Raw genomic sequence first — 17,792 nt, 5'->3', positions numbered from 1 at the left:
GGCCGGCCGCGCCCCCGGCACGGCGGGCATGCTTCGGAGGGTCTCGAAGCCCGGCTGGATCGCGCCGCTGGCGACCGACTCGACGAGCTGGACGAGCTGTGCCCGAGCGGCACGAGAGGGCGCGGACGGGGTCATCGGATCAGGCTATGCGACGGGGTGAGCGTGGGCACGATCGCGACCGGACCGGTGATAGTCTCGATCGGTACGCCTCCGTAGCTCAGGGGATAGAGCGTTGGTTTCCGGTACCAGAAGTCGGGGGTTCGAATCCCTCCGGGGGCACAGTGGAACGAAGGGGACTCGGCATCGCCGGGTCCCCTTCGTCGTTCCCGCGGAGCGTCACTCGCTCTCGTCGGCGCCTTCGTCGGAGTCGATCGGGTGACCGAACGGCGGGATGCCGCCGGGGACGGCTCCGTCGTCCGTAGGGAGCTCGACATCCGGCCCCTCGTAGGCGTTCTCGTCCGTGCTGCGCTCTTCGACTGACATGTCGTCCTCCGTGATCGGGTGCCTGCGTGATCGCGAGGCTAACGCGGCCTGCGGCCGGTCGCGCGGGCTTGACAGCTCGCGACGTCAGTCGGAGACGAGTTTCAGCCCGACGATGCAGGCGACGAGCCCGAGGACGAGCAGGATCTTGATCAGCGAAACCGATTCGGCGCCGGTCGCCATCGCCCAGATGACCGTCAGGGATGCCCCGATGCCGACCCACACGGCGTAACCGGTTCCCGTCGGGATCTCCCGCAGCGCGAAGGCGAGGCCGCCCATGCTGGCCACGAGCGCGACACCGAAGATGACCGTGGGCCAGAGCTTCGTGAAGCCTTCGGAGCGGCCGAGCGCGGTGGCCCACACGGCTTCGAGCATCCCAGCGACGATGAGAACGATCCATGACAGCATGACTGACCTCCTGGCCAGTCTTGTCGCTCACCGGGTACTGAACCCTCGTCCGGGGACCTTGTCGAGGTCCTCCGCCAGTCTATGAGGCGTCGGTGAGCGGTTCCGGTGCGAGTGTGACCGCGCCCCGCCAGGTGCGGATCACGCGCGGTGTGGTCGTCGAGATCACACAGAGGTTCCGGAAGGGATCCCGACGACCCTCGACTGGGTCGTGATGTGCGCGGACATGGCGACCATCCATGCAGCGCAGCGGTACCGGTGCATCGTCGAGCTGTGGGATGACGCGATCAAAGCCGCGACCCGGGATGAGCGCACGGCGGTGCTGGTGGAACGGTCGGTGCGCCTCGAAGTCGCCTCCGCGTTGCGGATCACCGAGCATGCCGCGAGCCGGCTCATGGGCATCGGGCGGGCGCTCGTGTACCGGTACCCGCAGGTGTGGGAATCAATGAGCCATGCGGACATCACCGAGACGCACGCGACGATCATCGTCGAGGGACTGGATGAGCTCGAGGACGTTCGCGACGAGCTCGTCGCGGAGGTGTTGACCCTTGCTGAGCAGATGCCGACCGGTCCGTTCCGTCGTGCGCTGAGAAGGATCGTCGACCGTGAACGTGAAGCGACGATCGCAGAGCGTCACACGGACGCTGTCGCCTACCGGCACGTGCAGGTTGAACCGGGTGTGGATGGGATGGCGTGGCTCACCGCGCACCTCCCCGCGGTCGAAGCGAACGCGATCTACGGCAGGCTCACCGCGATCGCGAAGACCCTCGACGCGGCAGACGATGAACGCACTCTCGACCAGAAACGCGCCGACGTGTTCGGAGACCTGCTCATCGACGGCGAGACCACGTCCCTGCCCGACACTGCCCGTGGCATCCGCCCGACGGTCACGATCACCGTCCCCGCCCTCACCCTCCTCACCGGCGACGGTCCTACCGCGCAGGTCGACGGCGTGGGCCCGATCCCCCTCGATCGGGCTCGCGAGCTGTGCGGGGCGGCATCCGGATGGATGCGGGATCCCCGCCGATCGGTGCGACATCGACCACACCATCGACTGGCACCACGGCGGCGCAACCGACGCCACGAACCTCGCCCCGCTCTGCCGAGGGCATCACACCCTCAAACACCACACCGACTGGCAAGTGCGATCCCAACCCGGCGGAACGCTCGAACGGACCTCTCCCGCAGGGCGGGTCTACCTCGTCCAACCCGAACGCCGCATCCCGCGATTCACCACCGACCCACCACCGTTCTGAGCCGACATCATCCCGAAGGATGACCTCCGCACACCTCAGGGCGGACACGGAAGGAATACCTCCGTTCGTAACGTCGGAGTATGGCTACCGCGACACTCTCCACTTCCCCACGCTCCGGCGCCCGCGTGGGCACGACGACGTCCGCCGCAGTGCTCTCGGTGTTGGGCACCATCGTCGCCATCGGAATCGCCGCGACGAGTCTTCTGATCGTTCCCGTCGCCCTGCTGGTCGCATTCGGTCCGTCGCTCCTCGCCCGGTTCTGAGTACGCCTGCGAGCATGGCGGGGATGACCATCCTCCTGCGCCCCTGGAGCCTCGACGACGCCGACGATCTCAGCCGAGCTGCGCGAAGCGCGGCCGATCTCGCACCCCAGTTCGGCAGCGCGGACCTGTCCGCTCCAGACGCCGCGCGTGAGTTCATCGCACGGTCCCTCCGCTTCGACGACAGCGCGAAGAATTGGGCCGTCGAGGCCGACGGGCACGCCGTCGGCAACATCGGCGCGACGGGCATCGAGTTCCGCCATCAGACCGCCTGGATGTCGTACTGGCTTGCGGCGCCCGCACGAGGGAAGGGGATCGCGACCGCAGCGCTCGCCCGCGTCAGCGAGTGGGCCTTCGCCTCCGGTCTCCACCGACTCGAACTGGGCCACCGCGTGAACAATCCGTCATCCTGTCGCGTCGCTCTCGCCGCCGGATTCCTCGCAGAGGGCGTCGAACGTCAGAAGCTCCGCTACGGCGACACGCGATTCGACGTCGAGACTCACGCCAGGCTCGCGTCCGATCCGGCGCCGTCCGGACACGGAACTGCCGTCGCACTGCGGACGAACGTCCAGGTGCGACGGCAGGTCTGAACCGCCGAAGCGGACTCAGCCCCCCGAAGGGTTCTCGATGGGGGTGCCATCCTCGTCGGTCGTCACGGGCGGGTTCTCATCGGGCGATCCGCCCGACGCGGTGTCCGCCTCGGACTGCTCGTCCGCGACTCCCTGCGTGTTGTGCTCGTCCGAGCCGTTCGTGTCGCTCATCGCGGTCCTTCCGGTCGTTATCGGTCACGTGTCGGCGACGGTACGCACCCGCTCCGTGGGCAGAGAGGGCCTTGACAGACCCTCATCCTGAGGAGCGGGTTCAGAGCTCGACGGTGTCGTTCTTGCCCTCGTACGCCTGGCCCGTGACCTTGGACTTCACCAGGCTCACGATCGAGGCGACGACCCCACCGGGGCTGCTCCAGTACTCTCCCGAGACGGCGTCGATCTTGAGGAGCGTGATGTTGGGGTCCTCGGGTCCTTCGGGGAACCACGCCTCGACGGCCGGCGACCAGTACTCGCGCAACCGCGCCAGGTCGTCGACGATCTCTGCGCGCCCGGCGAGCGAGACCCACGCGTCGTTCGCGCTGAGCGCGACGCCCACGTGGGGACGGGTGGCGACGTGGGATGCCACGGACGAATCGCGGCCGACGATGAACCAGAGGTCGCCGTCGAACTCGCGGTCCTGCACCGTGAGGGGCCGCGCAGTCAGCGCACCCTCGTCGTTGGTCGTGGTGACCATCGCGAAGCGGAACTTCGGCAGGAGGTCGATGAGTGTCGCGCGGGGATCGTTCTCGGTGGCCATGGGGCCCTCCTTCGTCTCCCCCTCAGGCTCACACCCACCGGCGGTACAGCACCGGGGCTTGACACGTCGCCCGAGGTCGCGTCAGGGCGCCGGGACCAGGAAGATACCGTCGAGGAGCCCCGGGTTGTGGGCGTGGACCAGCACGGCGAAGACGACGGCGTCGAACAGCAGGTGCACCGTCACGACGTAGGCGAGCGACTTCGTCCGCAAGAAGATGACTGCCTGCAGCAGCGCGAACGGGATCGTGAGCGCCGGGCCCCAGGCGCGGTACCCGAGCTCCCAGAGGAACGACACGAACACGACGGCCTGCAGAACGTTGGCCGTGGCGTCCACGAAGTGACGGCGCAACAGCGCGAAGCAGGTGCAGATGAAGAACAGCTCGTCCCAGATGCCTACCGCGCCGACACCGACGAACAGCCGCGCGATGAGGTCCGGCGTGTCCACGACCGGCCAGTTCTCGTACACGCCCGACGTGATGAAGTAGAACGGCAGCAGCAGCCACCCGAGGACAAGGACGGCCACCAGCCAGGCCCACTGCCACCGCGTCCACCGGCCGCCGCCTCGCCACGGGAACCGGATCGCGTGGTCTCGGTACACGAAGCGCGACACCAGATACGGCACCAGCACGGCCCCGCCGAGGGCGAGGGTGAACCGGATCATGGCCGCGTTGTCGAGTTCGGCCTTCAACGGGATGACGCTGACGATCAGCATCCCGATCGCGATCAGCGACAGGTCGCGCGTGAGGGAGGGCCCGGACGCCGCGACATCCCGCCGTTCGAAGGCCACGGCGAGCGCGAGGCCCGCCGCGAGCAACAGCCACCCCAACCACGGCGTCAGCAGCACGAAGAATGCGGGTGCGGCCAGGCACACCAGGAGCGCCGGAACGACGCGTACGTCGAGCACGGGACGCGTCTCTCCGTCAGCGCGGACCATCACGCCGTCCGGGGACGGCGCCGGTAGGTGAGGTCGCGGATATCCCGTCCCTTCGCGATGCCCTTGCGCTCGAAGGCGGTCATGACACGGCCATCGAAACGCTCCGCCCACTCCCCCTCGAACGCGGGCTCGAAGTCGGAGGCATCCGCCAGGACGTCGCGCATCTGGCGGGCGTAGTCCTCCCAGTCGGTGGCGAGGCGCAGGACACCACCGTCGCGGAGCGCACGGGCAGCGATCTCCGGGAACCCGTCTGCGACGAGTCGTCGTTTGTTGTGCTTGTTCTTGTGCCACGGGTCGGGGAAGAAGATCCACACCTCGTCGACGGATGCTTCCGGCAGCAGGTGCTCGAGGACCTCGGGCGCGTTCGCCTCGACGAGCCGCAGGTTGCGGACCCGCGCACGGTCGGCGTCGAGCATCGTCCGGGCGAGACCCGCGCGGAAGACCTCGACGGCGATGAAGTCCGTCTCGGGGGTGCGCGCCGCGGCGTGCACGATCGCGTGCCCCTGGCCAGATCCGATCTCGACGACGAGCGCCGCCGCACGACCGAACTCGGCGACGGGGTCGATCGTCGACCCCGGACGGATGCTGGTGGCCGCGGCATCCCGCTCCACCTCGAGCAGGTACGTGCCCGAGTGATCCTCCCAGGCACGCTCCTGTCCGTCGCTCATGCGACCGCTCCGCCGGACGAACGAGACGGGCTTGTCGCGGAAGCGCGGCGCCGACTCGGGCGCGTCGGGGTCGGGCATGCGACCAGGGTATCCCGCGGTGTCCGGCGCCTCTGCGGGCCGCCCCTTGCGTCGGCCGCTCATGCGGTCACGAAATCGATGAGTTCCTCGACACGGCCGAGGAGGGCGGGGTCGAGGTCGCGGAAGGTCGTGACGGATCCGAGGATGCGCTGCCAGTTGTGGGCGATGTCGGTCTGATCCTCGGCGGGCCAGCCGAGGGCCCGACTGACGCCCTTCTTCCACTCGATCCCGCGGGGGATCTCCGGCCAGGCGGCGATCCCGAGCGCGCGCGGTGTGACGCACTGCCAGACGTCGATATAGGGGTGGCCGACGATCTTGAGGTGCGGTCCGTGCGGGCCGCGGAGAATCTGCTCGGCGATTCGCGTCTCCTTCGAGCCCGGCACGAGGTGGTCGACGAGGACCCCGTACCGACGCTCCGCGGTGGGCGGCTCGGCGCGGAGCAGGTCCTCGAGAAGGTCGACGCCCTGCAGGTATTCGACGACGACACCTTCGATGCGGAGGTCGGCGCCCCACACCTTCTCGACCAGCTCGGCGTCGTGCCGTCCCTCGACGAGAATGCGCGACGCCCGCGCGACGCGAGCTCGCGCCTGCGGATCGGCGAACGATCCCGAGGCGGTTCGCGTGCGACCCGTGGGCGCGGCGGCGCGGGGCGGTACGAGCTGGACGGGTCGCCCGTCGACAAGGAAACCCCCGCCGATCGGGAACAGGCGGACCCGGCCGTGCCGGTCCTCGAGCTCGACGTGTCCGGCGGTCACGCCGATCACCGCTCCGACGAAGTCGTCCCCGGCGAGTTCCACGACGAGGCCGCGCTCCGCGGGCACCGTGGCCACGGTGGGCCGCCCTGTGTCTCGCCAGCCTGAGGCGAGCGCATCCATTCCGTACCGGTCGTCCATCGGCACCTCCCGAATCGGGAAGCCTAGGTGAGGAAGACAAAGGGAACGCACAGGCGCTCCGACCGCAACCCGGTATCGAGACATACGGGCCGCGGCATAGACTCGCGGCAAGCGGTTTCGGCCGCACCGAGCGACTCCCGGAGGCCTCACCGATGCGATCCCGCCTGACATCCGTCGTGGCGGTGTCGTTCGCGATCATCGCCGGCTCTTTCGCCTTCGCAGCCCCGGCATCCGCAACGGAACCGATCGCCCTCGGCGATACTCACGTGCTCGACGCGTCCGACGTCCTGACGGACGCGCAGGAGGCGAGTCTCGACGCGCGCCTCGACCGGCTGACCGAGGATTCCGGGGTGGACCTCTGGGTCGTCTACGTCGACGACTTCACCGACCCGAGTGGCGCGCAGCAGTGGGCGGAGGCGACCGCGGAGCGGAACAACCTCGGCCCCAGCCAATACCTCCTCGCAATCGCGACGGAAGGTCGCGCCTACTACTTGTCGTCCGACTCCTCCGGCCCCATCCCCGACGGCACCATCGCGTCGATCGAGCAGGACCGCGTCCGGCCCGCGCTCGCGGGCGGGGACTGGGAAGGAGCCGGTGTCGCGGCCGCCGACGGGCTCGCTGACGCTCGCGCGGGCGGCGGGGGCGGACTCATCTGGGTCGTCGTCCTCGTGGTGGCTGCTCTCGCTGCCCTGATCGTGTGGGCGCTCGTCCGCCGGCGACGCCGCGCTGCGACGGGTGCGCCATCCGGCCCCGCCGAGGTCCCCCTCGACGAACTGGAGCGCGAGGCCGGTGCCGCCCTCGTCCGGACCGACGACGCGATCACCACCAGCGCGCAAGAACTCGGTTTCGCGAAGGCGGAATTCGGGGATGCTGCCACCGTCGAGTTCGAGCAGGCGATCGCGGAGGCACGCACGTCGCTGGAGCGCGCGTTCGCCCTGCAGCAGCAGATGGATGATGAGACGCCGGACTCCCCGGCGCAGCAGCGAGCCTGGTACGAGGAGATCGTCGAGCGATGCCGCACGGCTGCGGCGATGCTGGACGAGAAAGGCGACGCGTTCGACGCCCTCCGAGACCTCGCGAAGAACGCCCCCGAAGCGCTGGTCCGCGTTCAGCAGCGCCGCGCGGAGGTCGGCGCCCGCACCGATGCGCTCGATGCCCGCCTCGCAGAACTCCGCTCGACGTATCGCGCAGATGCCCTGGCCGCGATCGCCGACAACCCCGCGCAGGCACGCGATCGACTGACATTCGCCGATGCGCGACTGACAGAGGCCCAGGCCGAGGTCTCCGCGGGCGACGGCACGGGGGCGGCCGTCGGCATCCGTGCCGCAGAGCAGGCCGTCGAGCAGGCCGACCAGCTTCACACGGCGGTCGCGAAGCTCGCCGCCGACCTCGCCAGCGCCGAGCGCGACGGCGCGGCGCTCGTCACCGAGCTCGAGGCGGACCTCGCCGCCGCGGCCGCGACGCCCGACCCCGACTCCCGTCTGGCACCGGCGATCGCCTCGACACGTCAGAACCTCGACGCCGCTCGCGGCGTCCTCACCGGAAACGACCGCGACCCCCTGTCGGCTGTCGACCTGTTGCGGCGTGCGAACACCGCGATCGACGGCGCGCTCGGCGAGATCCGCGACGCGCAACTGCGCGCCGACCGCGCGGAGCGCGTCCTCGCGCAAGCCCTCCTGCAGGCCAAGGCGCAGGTCTCGGCGGCCGAGAACTTCATCAGCGCGCGCCGCGGAGCCGTCGGAGCCACCGCACGAACCCGTCTCGCCGAAGCCGGTGCGACCCTCGTCCGGGCGACGCAGCTGCAGCAGAGCGACCCCGAACAGGCCCTCTCGCTCGCGCAGCGCGCCGCGGCTCTGGCGGGCGAGGCGACGCAACACGCGCAGAACGACGTCGGGTCGTTCGCCGGCGGCGGAAACACTAGCGGCGGAGGCGATTTCGGCGGCATGCTGGGCGGCATCATCATCGGCTCCCTCCTCGGCGGCGGCGGTGGCTCACGGCGTTCCTCCGGCGGCTTCGGCGGCGGATTCGGTGGCGGCTCCTCGCGCAGCGGACGCAGCGGCAGCTCTATCAGGCGCAGCAGCGGCGGCGGATCCCGCTCCCGGCGAGGAGGCGGTCGCTTCTGATCTTCCGACGCCGCACCCCGCAGACCTCGACCCTCAGTTCGACACCACGACCTCCCGCTAGGAAAGGAAACACGATGGCAAAGCAGTCCATCTTCGGCCGTATCTCCACCCTGATGAAGGCGAACATCAACGCGCTCCTCGACTCCGCCGAGGACCCGCAGAAGATGCTCGACCAGCTCGTGCGCGACTACACGAACAACATCGCGGATGCCGAGACCGCCATCGCCGAGACCATCGGCAACCTGCGTCTGCTCGAGCGCGACCACGACGAGGACGTGAAGGCCGCCGCCGAGTGGGGCAACAAGGCCATCGCCGCCAGCCGCAAGGCCGATGAGCTGCGCTCCGCGGGCAACACGACGGATGCCGACAAGTTCGACAACCTCGCGAAGATCGCCCTGCAGCGGCAGATCAGCGAGGAGAACGAGGCCCGCGCCATCGCTCCCTCGATCGCCTCGCAGACCGAGGTCGTCGACAAGCTCAAGGACGGCCTCAACGGCATGAAGCAGAAGCTCGACCAGCTTCGCTCGAAGCGCTCCGAGCTGCTCGCCCGCGCGAAGACCGCCGAAGCCCAGAACAAGGTCCACGACGCCGTCAAGTCGATCGACGTGCTCGACCCGACGAGCGAGCTCGGCCGCTTCGAGGACAAGGTCCGCCGCCAGGAGGCCCTCGCCACCGGCAAGGCGGAGATCGCCGCCTCGACGATCGACGCGCAGTTCAACCAGCTCGAGGACCTCGGTGAGCTGACCGAGGTCGAGGCGCGCCTGGCCGCGCTCAAGACCGGCGGCAGCGCCGGCGCGATCGAGCAGTAAGCAGCACGCGATACGACGGCGCCGGGCCCCCACGGGTCCGGCGCCGCCGCGCTCCCCGGAGGTAGCAATGACCCGATTCGTCGTCGCCCCGCAGTGGCAGGGGTCGCCGTCCGCCCGCGCGATGCGCCTCATCGACGGCGCCGAGGCGATCGCCGAAGACCTCCCGCGCTCGGCGCTCACCCGCGTCGACGTGCCCACAGAGGCGGGCGAGGCGGTGGGCACCGGCATCCGGCGCTTCACCACGCTCAGTCGCGTGCGCGATGCCATCGCCGAGGTTCTCGCCGACGGCGATGAGCCCGCCGTGGTGATCGGCGGGGACTGCGCCGTCGCCGTTCCGGCGATCGCTGCAGCTGCAGCGAGGCATCCGTCGCTCGCGGTCGTCTGGTTCGACGCCCACGGCGACCTCCACACGCCGGAGTCGTCGCCGTCGGGTGCGCTGGCGGGCATGGCGCTCCGTGCGGCGATCGAGGCCGGCCCCTTCGCCCCTGCACCGCCGGCCACGGCGGCGCGCACCGTTCTCGTCGGCGCGCGCGCCCTCGACGACGCCGAGGCCGACGACCTCGACACCTCGCAGATCACGATGGTCGGCGTCGACGCACTCGCCGACGCGTCCGCTCTCGCCGACGCGGTCGCCGCGACCGGTGCCGACGCCGTCTACGTGCACATCGACCTCGACGTCCTCGACCCCGCCAGCGTCGTCGGCGTCCTCGAGCCGGTGCCGTTCGGGGCGGACCCCGCCCACATCACCGCGTCGCTCGCGGTCCTGCGCGAACGGATGCCGCTCGTCGGCGCCTCGCTCTCCGGATTCGCCCCCGCCTCACGCGACGCCGCGGTCGAAGACCTCGGCACGATCCTGCGCCTACTGGGAGCCCTCGCATGAGCCCGGTGCCCCCGCCCGGATGGGAGGAGCGCGCAGCGCGCGCCGTCGAGAGAGGCCGACGATTCGACCAATGGATTCCCGGCATCCTGCTCGATTCGCCCCTCAGCCGGGTCGGCTACCTCGCCGGCACGGCGTTCGGATTCCTGTGGGGCTCGCTCTGGTCGACGGGACGCGTCGAGCGTCGCGCCGGCCTCTGGGTCTTCCGCGGGATGCCGGAGGTCACCTTCGGACGAGGAGGGGTCTGCGTCGGCGGATGCTTCCTGACCGGGAGCGGACGCATCGACGACCGGCTGCTCGCCCACGAGGCCACGCACCGGGAGCAGTGGCGCCGCTACGGCATGCTGATGCCGTTGCTCTACCTGCTCGCGGGCCGGAACCCGCTCGCCAACCGGTTCGAGATCGAGGCGGGCCTGGCCGATGGCCGGTACATCCCCCGCAGCTGACCTCGCCGTTCACTCGACGAGGGTGCGTCGCAGCTCCGCGATCTCGTCGGCCGTGAATCCGTACGCCTGGAGGTAGTCGACCGGGCCGCCGTACCGCAGGCGCAGATCGTCGAACACGGCGCGCATCGCCTCCCCCGGAGACCTCGTCACAAGGTCCTCCAGGTGGCGCGCGTCCGGGTACTGGTGCCGGAGGAATCGGAGGACGCCCTCGTTCCGCCGCACGGGCAGGAGCTGTTCGGTGCGGGCGTAGTCGGCGATGACGGCATCCTCGTCGACCCCCGCAGCCGCGAGGATGAGCGCGACGGACAGTCCCGTGCGATCCTTTCCGACCGTGCAGTGGACGAGCACCGGCTGCACCTCGAGGACCGCCCGGGCGGCATCGACGAGGCGCGCCGCGGAGCCGTCGACGAGCGCCCGGTAGACGTCGTCGAGCGAGAGGTCATCGGCGAAGAACGACGCGACCGAGCCGGCGTACATGGGGAGGTGCACCGTGTCGATCCCGAGCCCCTCGACGCGGGACGGCTCCGTCCGACGCTCGTCGTCATCGCGCAGGTCGACGATGCGACGGATGCCGAGACCCGCCACCTGCTCCTTCCCTGCCGCCGTCAGGTGGCCGAGGTTCCCCGACCGGTACAGGACACCGCTCCGAGTGCGCCCGCCCGCGGCCGGAAGGCCACCGACGTCACGGAAGTTGAACGCGCCGGGGACGTCGTGGACGCTCACGTCACGGGCGGCGCGGCGCGGCGCTCGGGCACCGGGTACCTCCCCGCGATCGCGATGCGATTGAACGCGTTGATCGAGACAAGCAGCCAGCTGAGCGCGACGTACTCCTCCTCGGAGAGGATGCCTCCGACCCGGTCGTAGACGTCGTCGGAGACGCCCTCCTCGTGGATGAAGACGTAGGACTCGGTCAGCTCCAGCGCCGCACACTCACGCTCGGTGAAGACGCTCGACTCCCGCCACACGGGGATCTGCGCGACGACATCGAGGGTCACCCCCGCCTTCGCCGCCCGGTCGGAGTGCACCCGCACGCAGTACGCACAACCGTTGAGCTGCGACGCGTGGATGAGGGCGAGCTCGCGCAGCCGGGCGTCGATGCCCGCGTCGGCGGCGAGCGCCCCCACCGTCGTGGAGAACGCTTCGAGGGCGTCGTACGCCGGCCGGGCGGCCCGGGCCAGGTGTACGCGGTGGTGATCACTCATGCCGTCACCCTATCCGCGCCCGCAGGTGCCGGGATCGGCCAGAATGGTGTCGTGAGCGACGCCGCCTTCGACGAGTTCTCCTCCCTCCCCGCCCAGGCGGATGCGATCGGAGTCCCGGTGCCACCGGTACGCCGCGTGACGCACCGGCTCGCGGACGGACGCACCGTGAGCGCGCTGCGTTACGGGGACCCTGCCGCCCCTGTCGAGGTGACCTTCCTCCACGGCGCCGGGCTCAACGCGCACACGTGGGACACGACGGTGCTCCACGCCGGACTCGCCGCCCTGGTCGTCGATCTGCCCGGTCACGGCGACTCGGCGTGGCGCGACGACGCCCAGTACACCGGACGGACGCTCGCCGCCGACGTGGAACCCGCCATCCGGGAATGGGCGGACGGGCGAGCGCAGGTGCTCGTCGGCCACTCGCTCGGCGGGCTCACGGCCGCGTCTCTCGCGGCGCGGCATCCCGAGCTCGTCCGTGAACTCGTCCTCGTCGACATCTCCCCCGGCATCGACCCGAACGGGGCAGCGTCGTCGATCCGCGCGTTCTTCGCCGGCCCCACCGACTGGGCCAGCCGCGAGGAACTCGTCGATCGAGCGCTCTCGTTCGGCCTAGGCGGTTCGCGCGAGGCAGCCACGCGAGGGGTGTCGTTGAACTCCCGTGTCCGCCCCGACGGTCGCGTCGAGTGGAAGCACCACTTCGCCCACCTCGCGAACCGTCTCGCCTCCGACCCCGAGGCGGCGGCTGCGGTCGACGATGCACAGCGGACGGGTGCAGGCATCCTCTCCGCCGCCGGATGGGACGACCTGGCGGCCGTCGCCGCGCCCGTCACCCTCGTCACCGGAACGCGGGGTTTCCTCACGGCGGGCGACCGCGAGGAGTTCCTCCGGCGTCTCCCGGACGCCCGCCACATCGAGCTCGACTCGGCGCACAACGTCCAGGAGGAGCGCCCGGCGGAGCTCGCTCGGGCCGTCCGATCGGCGTATGACGGCCGGTGACCGAACTCCGCGCCCGGGACTCTAGGCTGTAACGCGCACCCGAGCACCCCGATGGGACGGCGTCACGGACGACCCTCATCGATGCCGAAAGGATCCCCACTCACATGCTTCGCCGCACCGCCCTGGCCGCCACGGCGCTCCTCGCCGCCGGGGCTCTGCTCCTCGCCGGTTGCTCCGGCTCGCAGCCCGGACCCTCGAAGTCCGCCACCCCCGATCCCGATGCGACCGTCAATGTGCGTCTCGTGCTCGAGCCGGGCAACCTCGACATCCGAACCACCGCGGGCTCCGCGGTGGATCAGATCCTGATCGACAACGTGTATCAGGGCCTCATCGCCCGCACCCCCGACCAGAAGATCGTGCCGGCGCTCGCCACCGACTACCAGGTCTCCGACGACAAGCTGACCTACACGTTCACCCTGCGCGAGGGCGTCACCTTCCACGATGGACAGCCGCTGACCCCCCAGGACGTCGTCTGGTCGCTCACGCAGGAGCGCGACACCCCGACCTACCGCGATTCGGCCCGCCTGGCGAACGTCTCGAAGATCGCCGCCGACGGACAGAAGATCACGCTGACGCTGAAGGCCCCCGACTCGACTCTCCTCTGGAACCTCACCGGTCGCGCCGGGTTGATCCTGAAGCAGGGCGACAAGATCGACCGCAAGACCGCGGCGAACGGGACCGGCCCTTTCCAGCTCACCGAGTGGCGCGAAGGCGACAGCATCGTGTTCGAACGCTTCGACGCCTACTGGGGCGCCCCTGCCGCAGCCGCTGAGGTCGTGTTCTCGTACGTGAGCGACAACCAGGCTGCACTGAGCGGTGCGCTGGCGGGCGAGTTCGACGTGCTCACCGGCTTCGACGCGAACCTGAAAGACCAGGTCGAAGCGAACGGCGACTTCTCCCTCGAGCTCGGCGACTCCACCGACAAGGGGACCCTCGCGATCAACGAGACCTCCGGCCCACTCGCCGACCAGCGCGTGCGGAAGGCCATCCGCCAGGCCATCGACAAGAAGTCGATCGTCGAGGCACTCGGCGCGGGCAAGACGCTCTACGGCCCGATCCCGGAGCTCGACCCCGGATACGAGGACCTGTCGAAGGTCGCTCCCTTCGACCCCGAAGCGGCCCGCGCACTTCTGGCCGAAGCCGGCGCAGAGAACCTCTCGCTGACCCTCACGATCCCGTCGGCGTATGGAACGACGATCCCCCAGATCCTCGTGTCCAACCTTCGCGACGTGGGCATCACCCTGAAGGTGAACCCGGTCGAGTTCCCGACCTGGATCACCGACGTCTACACGAACAAGGACTACGAGCTGAGCTTCGTGCTCCACACCGAGGCTCACGACTTCGAGAATTGGGCGAACCCGGACTACTACTTCACCTACGACAACCCCGAGGTGCAGAAGCTCTACGCGCAGTCCCTCTCCTCCACCGACGAGGCCGAGGCAGCAGAGCTGCTCAAGAAGGCGGCACGCATCGTCTCCGAGGACGATGCCGCCGACTGGCTCTACAACGGGCAGTCCGTGCTCGCAGTGGGCTCGAACATCAGCGGGATGCCGACGGTCAACGTGAACGAGCGGCTGAACGTCGCCGAGCTGGCCAAGAGCGAGGGGTGATCCGCTACGCGCTGACGCGACTGGCCCTGCTGGTGCTGGGCCTGTTCGTCGCCAGCGCGCTCATCTTCACCACGCTCCGGATCCTTCCGGGCGATGTCGCACAGGTGATCGCGGGAGTGAACTCCACCCCCGAGGCGCTCGCGGGCATCCGTGAGCAGCTCGGTCTGGATCGCCCGCTGTTCACGCAGTACGGCGACTGGGTCGGCGGCATCCTGGGCGGCGACCTGGGTCGGTCGCAGCTCACCGGCACTCCGGTCGCCTCCGAGCTCCTTCAGAAGGCGGAGATGACGGTTCCCCTCGGCATCCTCTCTTTCGTCATCGCCCTCCTCGTGGCACTCCCTTTCGGCGTCCTGGCGGCAGTCCGCCGTCACCGTCCCGACGGGGTGTTCGTCTCGGTCGGAGCACAGGCCCTCGCCGCTGTACCCGTGGTGTGGGCGGGCATGATGCTCGTCGTCGTCTTCGCCGTGACACTCGGGTGGCTGCCCGCGCAGGGGTTCCCGCGCGGCGGGTGGTCCGACCCGGCGGCGGCCTTCCGTGCGCTCCTGCTTCCGGCGCTCACGATCGGTGTCGTCGAAGGAGCCGTGCTTCTGCGTTTCGTCCGTTCTGCCACGCTGCAGGCGATGGGGCAGGACTTTGTGCGCACGGCGGCCGCGAAGGGCCTCACCCGCACGCAGGCGCTCCTCCGGCACGGCCTGCCGAGCGTCGGGCTGTCGGTCGTGACGGTGCTGGGCGTGCAGGTCGCCGGCATCATGGTCGGCGCCGTCGTGATCGAGCAGCTGTTCAGCCTCCCCGGCATCGGGCGGATGCTGGTGGAGGACACCGGCAACCGCGACCTCGTGAAGGTGCAGGGCGAGCTCCTCGTGCTGACCGGTCTCGTCCTCGTCATCGGGTTCCTGGTCGACCTCGTGCACCGAGCGCTCGATCCTCGTCAGCGAGAGGCCGAGTGATGCGGCGACAGCAGTGGGCGACGCGTCTCTGGGCGTCCGGCACCGGCCGGTTCGGGGTCCTCGTCGTCCTCGTCATCATCCTCGTCGCCGTCGTCTCGCTGTTCTGGACCCCGCTCGACCCGCAGCGCGTGGACATCGCGAACCGCTGGTCGGCTCCGGATGCCGCGCACCTGCTGGGTACGGACGGGTCGGGTCGCGACATCCTCAGCCTCCTCATGTCGGGCTCACGGACGACCGTGCTCGTGGCGGTCGGAGCCGGGGTCATCGCGACCGTCATCGGCCTCGTGCTGGCCGCCCTCGGGGCACTCACCCCGAGGCCCGTGCGTGAGAGCGTGACGGTGATCGTCGACATCCTCATCGCCTTCCCCGTCCTCCTCATCGCGATGATGGTCTCGGCTGTGTGGGGCGGGTCGCTCCTCGTGGTCATCGTCTCGGTCGGCATCGGCTTCGGGGTCAACATCGCCCGCGTCACCCGGCCCGAGCTCCGCCGGGTCCTCCGCAGCGACTTCGTCCTCGCGGGCCGCGCATCGGGGCTCACGCCCTGGCAGAACCTGTGGCGACACCTCCTGCCCAACGTCGCGCCCGTCTTCATCGTGCAGCTGTCGTGGGGCATGGCCGTCGCGGTCCTCGCCGAAGCGGGGCTGTCCTACCTCGGCTTCGGAGCACCCCTGACCGAGCCGTCCTGGGGTCTGTTGCTGGCTGATCTGCAGCGGTACATCAGCGTCCATCCACTCTCGGTCGTGTGGCCGGGGCTCGCGATCACCCTCACGGTCCTCGGTTTCAACCTCCTGGGCGACGCCCTCCGTGACGCGACCGATCCGACGCTCTCGCGCGGTTCCACCCGACCCGCCACCGCACCTCCCTCGGCGGTGACGGCGTGACCCTCTCGGTGTCAGGACTCACGATCGACCTCGGCGGGCGCCGCGTCGTCGACGGCATCGATCTCGAGGTCGATGACGGCGCGCGCGTCGGACTCATCGGCGAGTCGGGATCGGGCAAGTCCCTGACCGCCCTCGCGATCCTCGGCCTGCTCCCCGAGGGCGCGACCGTCGGGGGCAGCATCCGGTGGAACGGTCAGGAGCTGATCGGGATGCGGGACCGCGACCTCGCGCGCCTCCGCGGCGATGAGATCGGCATGGTGTTCCAGGAGCCGCAGACCGCGCTCAACCCGATCCGAACGGTCGGCCGCCAGATCGCCGAGTCGATCCGCATCCATCAACGCGGCGTCTCCCGCGCCGACGCGTGGGCGCGGGCGATCGATGAGGCGCGCCGCGTGCGGCTCCCCGACCCGGAGCGGATCGTCCGCCGCTACCCGCACCAGCTCTCGGGCGGGCAACGTCAGCGTGTCGCGATCGCGATGGCCCTCGCCTGCCGGCCGCGCCTGCTGATCGCGGACGAACCGACGACGGCCCTCGACGTCACGATCCAAGCCGAGATCCTCGAGCTCCTCCACCACCTCGTCGACGAGGACGGGATGTCGCTCGCGTTCATCACCCACGACCTCGCGGTGCTGTCGCAGATCGCGACCGACGCCGTCGTCCTCGACACCGGCCGCGTCGTCGAAGCGGGACCGCTCCGCACCCTCCTGCGCTCCCCCGCCTCGCCCGTCACGCAGGCGCTCCTCCACGACGCGTCCGCGACGCTCTGGCGCCCGGGAGGTCGCGCATGAGCGAGCTGATGCAGGCCCGCGGACTGACCCGCCGGTACCGGATGCCGCGATCGCGCGCCTTCGAGCCGGCGCGATGGACGACGGCCCTCGACGACGTCGACATCGACGTCCGCGCGGGAAGCGCGCTCGGCATCATCGGCGAGTCCGGCTCCGGCAAATCCACGCTCGTGCGACTCCTCCTCGGCCTCGACGTGCCGAGCGAGGGGACCGTCGACTTCGACGGCCAGCGGGTCGACGGGGGCGCATCGGCTCGTTCGCTCCACTGGCTGCGACGGCGTACGGGCATCGTCTTCCAGGACCCTTACGGCTCGCTCGATCCGCGCATGAGCGTGGGGCGGATCGTCGCCGAACCGCTGTCGGCCCTCGACCTCCCCGGCGACCACCGGGCGAGGGTACGCGAGGTCCTCGCCGACGTGGGACTGCCCGCCGACGCCGCCGAGCGGTTCCCCCACGAGTTCTCCGGCGGCCAGCGTCAGCGCATCGCCCTCGCCCGCGCTCTCGTGCACCGGCCGGACGTCCTGGTCGGAGACGAGCCGCTGTCGGCGCTCGACGTGACCGTGCGTGCGCAGATCCTCGACCTGATCCGCGAGCTCCGTCGTCGCGACGGCCTGACCCTCGTGATGGTCTCGCACGACATCGGCGTGGTGCAGAACCTCTGCGACGACGTCGTCGTCATGACCGAGGGTCGCGTCGTCGAGGAGGGGCCGACCGAGAAGGTGCTCCTCGAGCCGCAGGTCGCGTACACCCGGCGTCTGCTCGCCTCGATCCCCGTCATCGACCCGCGGGATCGGTGATC

The 17,792-nt window shown here is 70.1% G+C and carries 22 protein-coding genes, 1 tRNA gene, 1 pseudogene and 1 riboswitch; of the genes and pseudogenes, 15 read left to right on the top strand and 9 right to left on the bottom strand.

The genetic code is table 11. From position 1 onward, the window contains the following. Positions 1–206: 206 nt before the first annotated feature. Positions 207–279, top strand: a tRNA-Arg gene (locus MO1_RS08120). Positions 280–336: 57 nt separating this feature from the next. Here the strand turns inward: MO1_RS08120 and MO1_RS14755 are convergent. Beyond that, complete coding sequence (locus tag MO1_RS14755) at positions 337–483, bottom strand: hypothetical protein (RefSeq protein ID WP_164499356.1); 147 nt, start codon at positions 481–483, stop codon at positions 337–339. Positions 484–567: 84 nt separating this feature from the next. Beyond that, on the bottom strand, positions 568–885 hold the full coding sequence (locus MO1_RS08115) for a DMT family transporter (protein WP_174520572.1): 318 nt from the start codon (positions 883–885) through the stop codon (positions 568–570). A gap of 12 nt (positions 886–897) precedes the next feature. Continuing rightward, positions 898–962: riboswitch (guanidine-III (ykkC-III) riboswitch) on the bottom strand. 137 nt (positions 963–1,099) lie between these two features. On the opposite strand from MO1_RS08115, the pseudogene MO1_RS14605 reads away from it, so the two are divergent. The 4 genes and pseudogenes from MO1_RS14605 to MO1_RS08095 form a co-directional block, all read left to right on the top strand. Next, a pseudogene (locus tag MO1_RS14605) lies at positions 1,100–1,891 on the top strand (DUF222 domain-containing protein); the annotation flags it as partial. Further along, complete coding sequence (locus MO1_RS14885; protein ID WP_244604262.1) at positions 1,857–2,141, top strand: HNH endonuclease signature motif containing protein; 285 nt, start codon at positions 1,857–1,859, stop codon at positions 2,139–2,141. The pseudogene MO1_RS14605 and the gene MO1_RS14885, both read left to right, overlap by 35 nt. An 80-nt stretch (positions 2,142–2,221) precedes the next feature. Further along, complete coding sequence (locus MO1_RS08100; RefSeq protein ID WP_036312584.1) at positions 2,222–2,404, top strand: hypothetical protein; 183 nt, start codon at positions 2,222–2,224, stop codon at positions 2,402–2,404. A 23-nt stretch (positions 2,405–2,427) separates the two neighbouring features. Next, a complete protein-coding gene (locus MO1_RS08095; protein WP_060915748.1) occupies positions 2,428–2,991 on the top strand; it encodes a GNAT family N-acetyltransferase in 564 nt (187 codons plus the stop codon). A gap of 15 nt (positions 2,992–3,006) precedes the next feature. On the opposite strand, the gene MO1_RS14750 is transcribed toward MO1_RS08095, so the two are convergent. The 5 genes from MO1_RS14750 to MO1_RS08075 all read right to left on the bottom strand — a co-directional run bounded on the left by MO1_RS14750 (position 3,007) and on the right by MO1_RS08075 (position 6,317). Next, positions 3,007–3,162 (bottom strand): hypothetical protein, encoded by a 156-nt coding sequence (locus tag MO1_RS14750; protein WP_164499355.1) that lies wholly within the window; start codon positions 3,160–3,162, stop codon positions 3,007–3,009. Between the two features lie 100 nt (positions 3,163–3,262). Then, positions 3,263–3,745, bottom strand: coding sequence for a pyridoxamine 5'-phosphate oxidase family protein (locus tag MO1_RS08090; RefSeq protein WP_060915747.1), 483 nt, complete (start codon positions 3,743–3,745; stop codon positions 3,263–3,265). Positions 3,746–3,826: 81 nt separating this feature from the next. Beyond that, positions 3,827–4,678 (bottom strand): CPBP family intramembrane glutamic endopeptidase, encoded by an 852-nt coding sequence (locus MO1_RS08085; RefSeq protein ID WP_060915746.1) that lies wholly within the window; start codon positions 4,676–4,678, stop codon positions 3,827–3,829. After that, entirely contained in the window at positions 4,678–5,424 is a 747-nt protein-coding gene (gene trmB / locus MO1_RS08080; protein WP_036312592.1) for a tRNA (guanosine(46)-N7)-methyltransferase TrmB, read from the bottom strand. The genes MO1_RS08085 and trmB overlap by 1 nt, the downstream gene beginning before the upstream one ends. Positions 5,425–5,483: 59 nt before the next feature. Next, positions 5,484–6,317: a DUF3097 family protein gene (locus MO1_RS08075; RefSeq protein ID WP_060915745.1), complete on the bottom strand. Its 834-nt coding sequence runs from the start codon at positions 6,315–6,317 to the stop codon at positions 5,484–5,486. Between the two features lie 152 nt (positions 6,318–6,469). Here MO1_RS08075 and MO1_RS08070 point away from each other — a divergent pair, with 152 nt between their 5' ends. The 4 genes from MO1_RS08070 (at position 6,470) to MO1_RS08055 (ending at position 10,572) form a co-directional block, all read left to right on the top strand. Beyond that, positions 6,470–8,440 carry a TPM domain-containing protein gene (locus tag MO1_RS08070; protein ID WP_060915744.1) on the top strand — a complete coding sequence of 657 codons (1,971 nt, stop codon included), beginning with the start codon at positions 6,470–6,472 and terminating at the stop codon, positions 8,438–8,440. A 74-nt stretch (positions 8,441–8,514) separates the two neighbouring features. Beyond that, on the top strand, positions 8,515–9,249 hold the full coding sequence (locus MO1_RS08065; protein ID WP_036312598.1) for a PspA/IM30 family protein: 735 nt from the start codon (positions 8,515–8,517) through the stop codon (positions 9,247–9,249). Positions 9,250–9,316: 67 nt separating this feature from the next. Then, positions 9,317–10,129 carry an arginase family protein gene (locus MO1_RS08060; RefSeq protein ID WP_060915743.1) on the top strand — a complete coding sequence of 271 codons (813 nt, stop codon included), beginning with the start codon at positions 9,317–9,319 and terminating at the stop codon, positions 10,127–10,129. Further along, a complete protein-coding gene (locus tag MO1_RS08055) occupies positions 10,126–10,572 on the top strand; it encodes a hypothetical protein (protein ID WP_036312601.1) in 447 nt (148 codons plus the stop codon). The genes MO1_RS08060 and MO1_RS08055 overlap by 4 nt, the downstream gene beginning before the upstream one ends. Positions 10,573–10,581: 9 nt before the next feature. On the opposite strand, the gene MO1_RS08050 is transcribed toward MO1_RS08055, so the two are convergent. Together MO1_RS08050 and MO1_RS08045 are read right to left on the bottom strand one after the other, a co-directional pair. Further along, positions 10,582–11,295: a tyrosine-protein phosphatase gene (locus MO1_RS08050; RefSeq protein WP_036312603.1), complete on the bottom strand. Its 714-nt coding sequence runs from the start codon at positions 11,293–11,295 to the stop codon at positions 10,582–10,584. Continuing rightward, positions 11,292–11,774 (bottom strand): carboxymuconolactone decarboxylase family protein, encoded by a 483-nt coding sequence (locus tag MO1_RS08045; RefSeq protein WP_036312605.1) that lies wholly within the window; start codon positions 11,772–11,774, stop codon positions 11,292–11,294. Before MO1_RS08045 ends, MO1_RS08050 begins: the two co-directional genes overlap by 4 nt. 51 nt (positions 11,775–11,825) lie before the next feature. Here MO1_RS08045 and MO1_RS08040 point away from each other — a divergent pair, with 51 nt between their 5' ends. The 6 genes from MO1_RS08040 (at position 11,826) to MO1_RS08015 (ending at position 17,790) form a co-directional block, all read left to right on the top strand. Then, entirely contained in the window at positions 11,826–12,770 is a 945-nt protein-coding gene (locus MO1_RS08040) for an alpha/beta fold hydrolase (protein ID WP_036312606.1), read from the top strand. Between the two features lie 104 nt (positions 12,771–12,874). After that, positions 12,875–14,380 (top strand): ABC transporter substrate-binding protein, encoded by a 1,506-nt coding sequence (locus MO1_RS08035; protein ID WP_060915742.1) that lies wholly within the window; start codon positions 12,875–12,877, stop codon positions 14,378–14,380. Continuing rightward, positions 14,377–15,327: an ABC transporter permease gene (locus MO1_RS08030; protein ID WP_060915741.1), complete on the top strand. Its 951-nt coding sequence runs from the start codon at positions 14,377–14,379 to the stop codon at positions 15,325–15,327. The genes MO1_RS08035 and MO1_RS08030 overlap by 4 nt, the downstream gene beginning before the upstream one ends. Beyond that, positions 15,327–16,208 carry an ABC transporter permease gene (locus MO1_RS08025; protein ID WP_036312611.1) on the top strand — a complete coding sequence of 294 codons (882 nt, stop codon included), beginning with the start codon at positions 15,327–15,329 and terminating at the stop codon, positions 16,206–16,208. Before MO1_RS08030 ends, MO1_RS08025 begins: the two co-directional genes overlap by 1 nt. Further along, complete coding sequence (locus MO1_RS08020; RefSeq protein ID WP_060915740.1) at positions 16,205–16,996, top strand: ABC transporter ATP-binding protein; 792 nt, start codon at positions 16,205–16,207, stop codon at positions 16,994–16,996. The genes MO1_RS08025 and MO1_RS08020 overlap by 4 nt, the downstream gene beginning before the upstream one ends. Beyond that, positions 16,993–17,790: an ABC transporter ATP-binding protein gene (locus MO1_RS08015; protein WP_174520568.1), complete on the top strand. Its 798-nt coding sequence runs from the start codon at positions 16,993–16,995 to the stop codon at positions 17,788–17,790. The genes MO1_RS08020 and MO1_RS08015 overlap by 4 nt, the downstream gene beginning before the upstream one ends. Positions 17,791–17,792 lie beyond the last annotated feature (2 nt).

Origin of the sequence: Microbacterium oleivorans NBRC 103075 (genome assembly GCF_001552475.1) — a bacterium.
Lineage (GTDB): Bacteria > Actinomycetota > Actinomycetes > Actinomycetales > Microbacteriaceae > Microbacterium > Microbacterium oleivorans.
Note: the sequence above shows the minus strand (reverse complement) of the source record. Positions and strands in the feature narration are given on the sequence as shown.

What these genes read in the sequence shown, in the direction of transcription:
- MO1_RS08070 (WP_060915744.1), top strand. Translation starts at nt 6,470, where the DNA reads ATGCGATCCCGCCTGACATCCGTCGTGGCGGTGTCGTTCGCGATCATC.
- MO1_RS14750 (WP_164499355.1), bottom strand. Translation starts at nt 3,162, where the DNA reads ATGAGCGACACGAACGGCTCGGACGAGCACAACACGCAGGGAGTCGCG.
- MO1_RS08060 (WP_060915743.1), top strand. Translation starts at nt 9,317, where the DNA reads ATGACCCGATTCGTCGTCGCCCCGCAGTGGCAGGGGTCGCCGTCCGCC.
- MO1_RS08075 (WP_060915745.1), bottom strand. Translation starts at nt 6,317, where the DNA reads ATGGACGACCGGTACGGAATGGATGCGCTCGCCTCAGGCTGGCGAGAC.
- MO1_RS08015 (WP_174520568.1), top strand. Translation starts at nt 16,993, where the DNA reads ATGAGCGAGCTGATGCAGGCCCGCGGACTGACCCGCCGGTACCGGATG.
- MO1_RS08045 (WP_036312605.1), bottom strand. Translation starts at nt 11,774, where the DNA reads ATGAGTGATCACCACCGCGTACACCTGGCCCGGGCCGCCCGGCCGGCG.
- MO1_RS08055 (WP_036312601.1), top strand. Translation starts at nt 10,126, where the DNA reads ATGAGCCCGGTGCCCCCGCCCGGATGGGAGGAGCGCGCAGCGCGCGCC.
- MO1_RS08085 (WP_060915746.1), bottom strand. Translation starts at nt 4,678, where the DNA reads ATGGTCCGCGCTGACGGAGAGACGCGTCCCGTGCTCGACGTACGCGTC.
- MO1_RS08025 (WP_036312611.1), top strand. Translation starts at nt 15,327, where the DNA reads ATGCGGCGACAGCAGTGGGCGACGCGTCTCTGGGCGTCCGGCACCGGC.
- MO1_RS08065 (WP_036312598.1), top strand. Translation starts at nt 8,515, where the DNA reads ATGGCAAAGCAGTCCATCTTCGGCCGTATCTCCACCCTGATGAAGGCG.
- MO1_RS08035 (WP_060915742.1), top strand. Translation starts at nt 12,875, where the DNA reads ATGCTTCGCCGCACCGCCCTGGCCGCCACGGCGCTCCTCGCCGCCGGG.
- MO1_RS08090 (WP_060915747.1), bottom strand. Translation starts at nt 3,745, where the DNA reads ATGGCCACCGAGAACGATCCCCGCGCGACACTCATCGACCTCCTGCCG.
- trmB (WP_036312592.1), bottom strand. Translation starts at nt 5,424, where the DNA reads ATGCCCGACCCCGACGCGCCCGAGTCGGCGCCGCGCTTCCGCGACAAG.
- MO1_RS08100 (WP_036312584.1), top strand. Translation starts at nt 2,222, where the DNA reads ATGGCTACCGCGACACTCTCCACTTCCCCACGCTCCGGCGCCCGCGTG.
- MO1_RS14755 (WP_164499356.1), bottom strand. Translation starts at nt 483, where the DNA reads ATGTCAGTCGAAGAGCGCAGCACGGACGAGAACGCCTACGAGGGGCCG.
- MO1_RS08095 (WP_060915748.1), top strand. Translation starts at nt 2,428, where the DNA reads ATGACCATCCTCCTGCGCCCCTGGAGCCTCGACGACGCCGACGATCTC.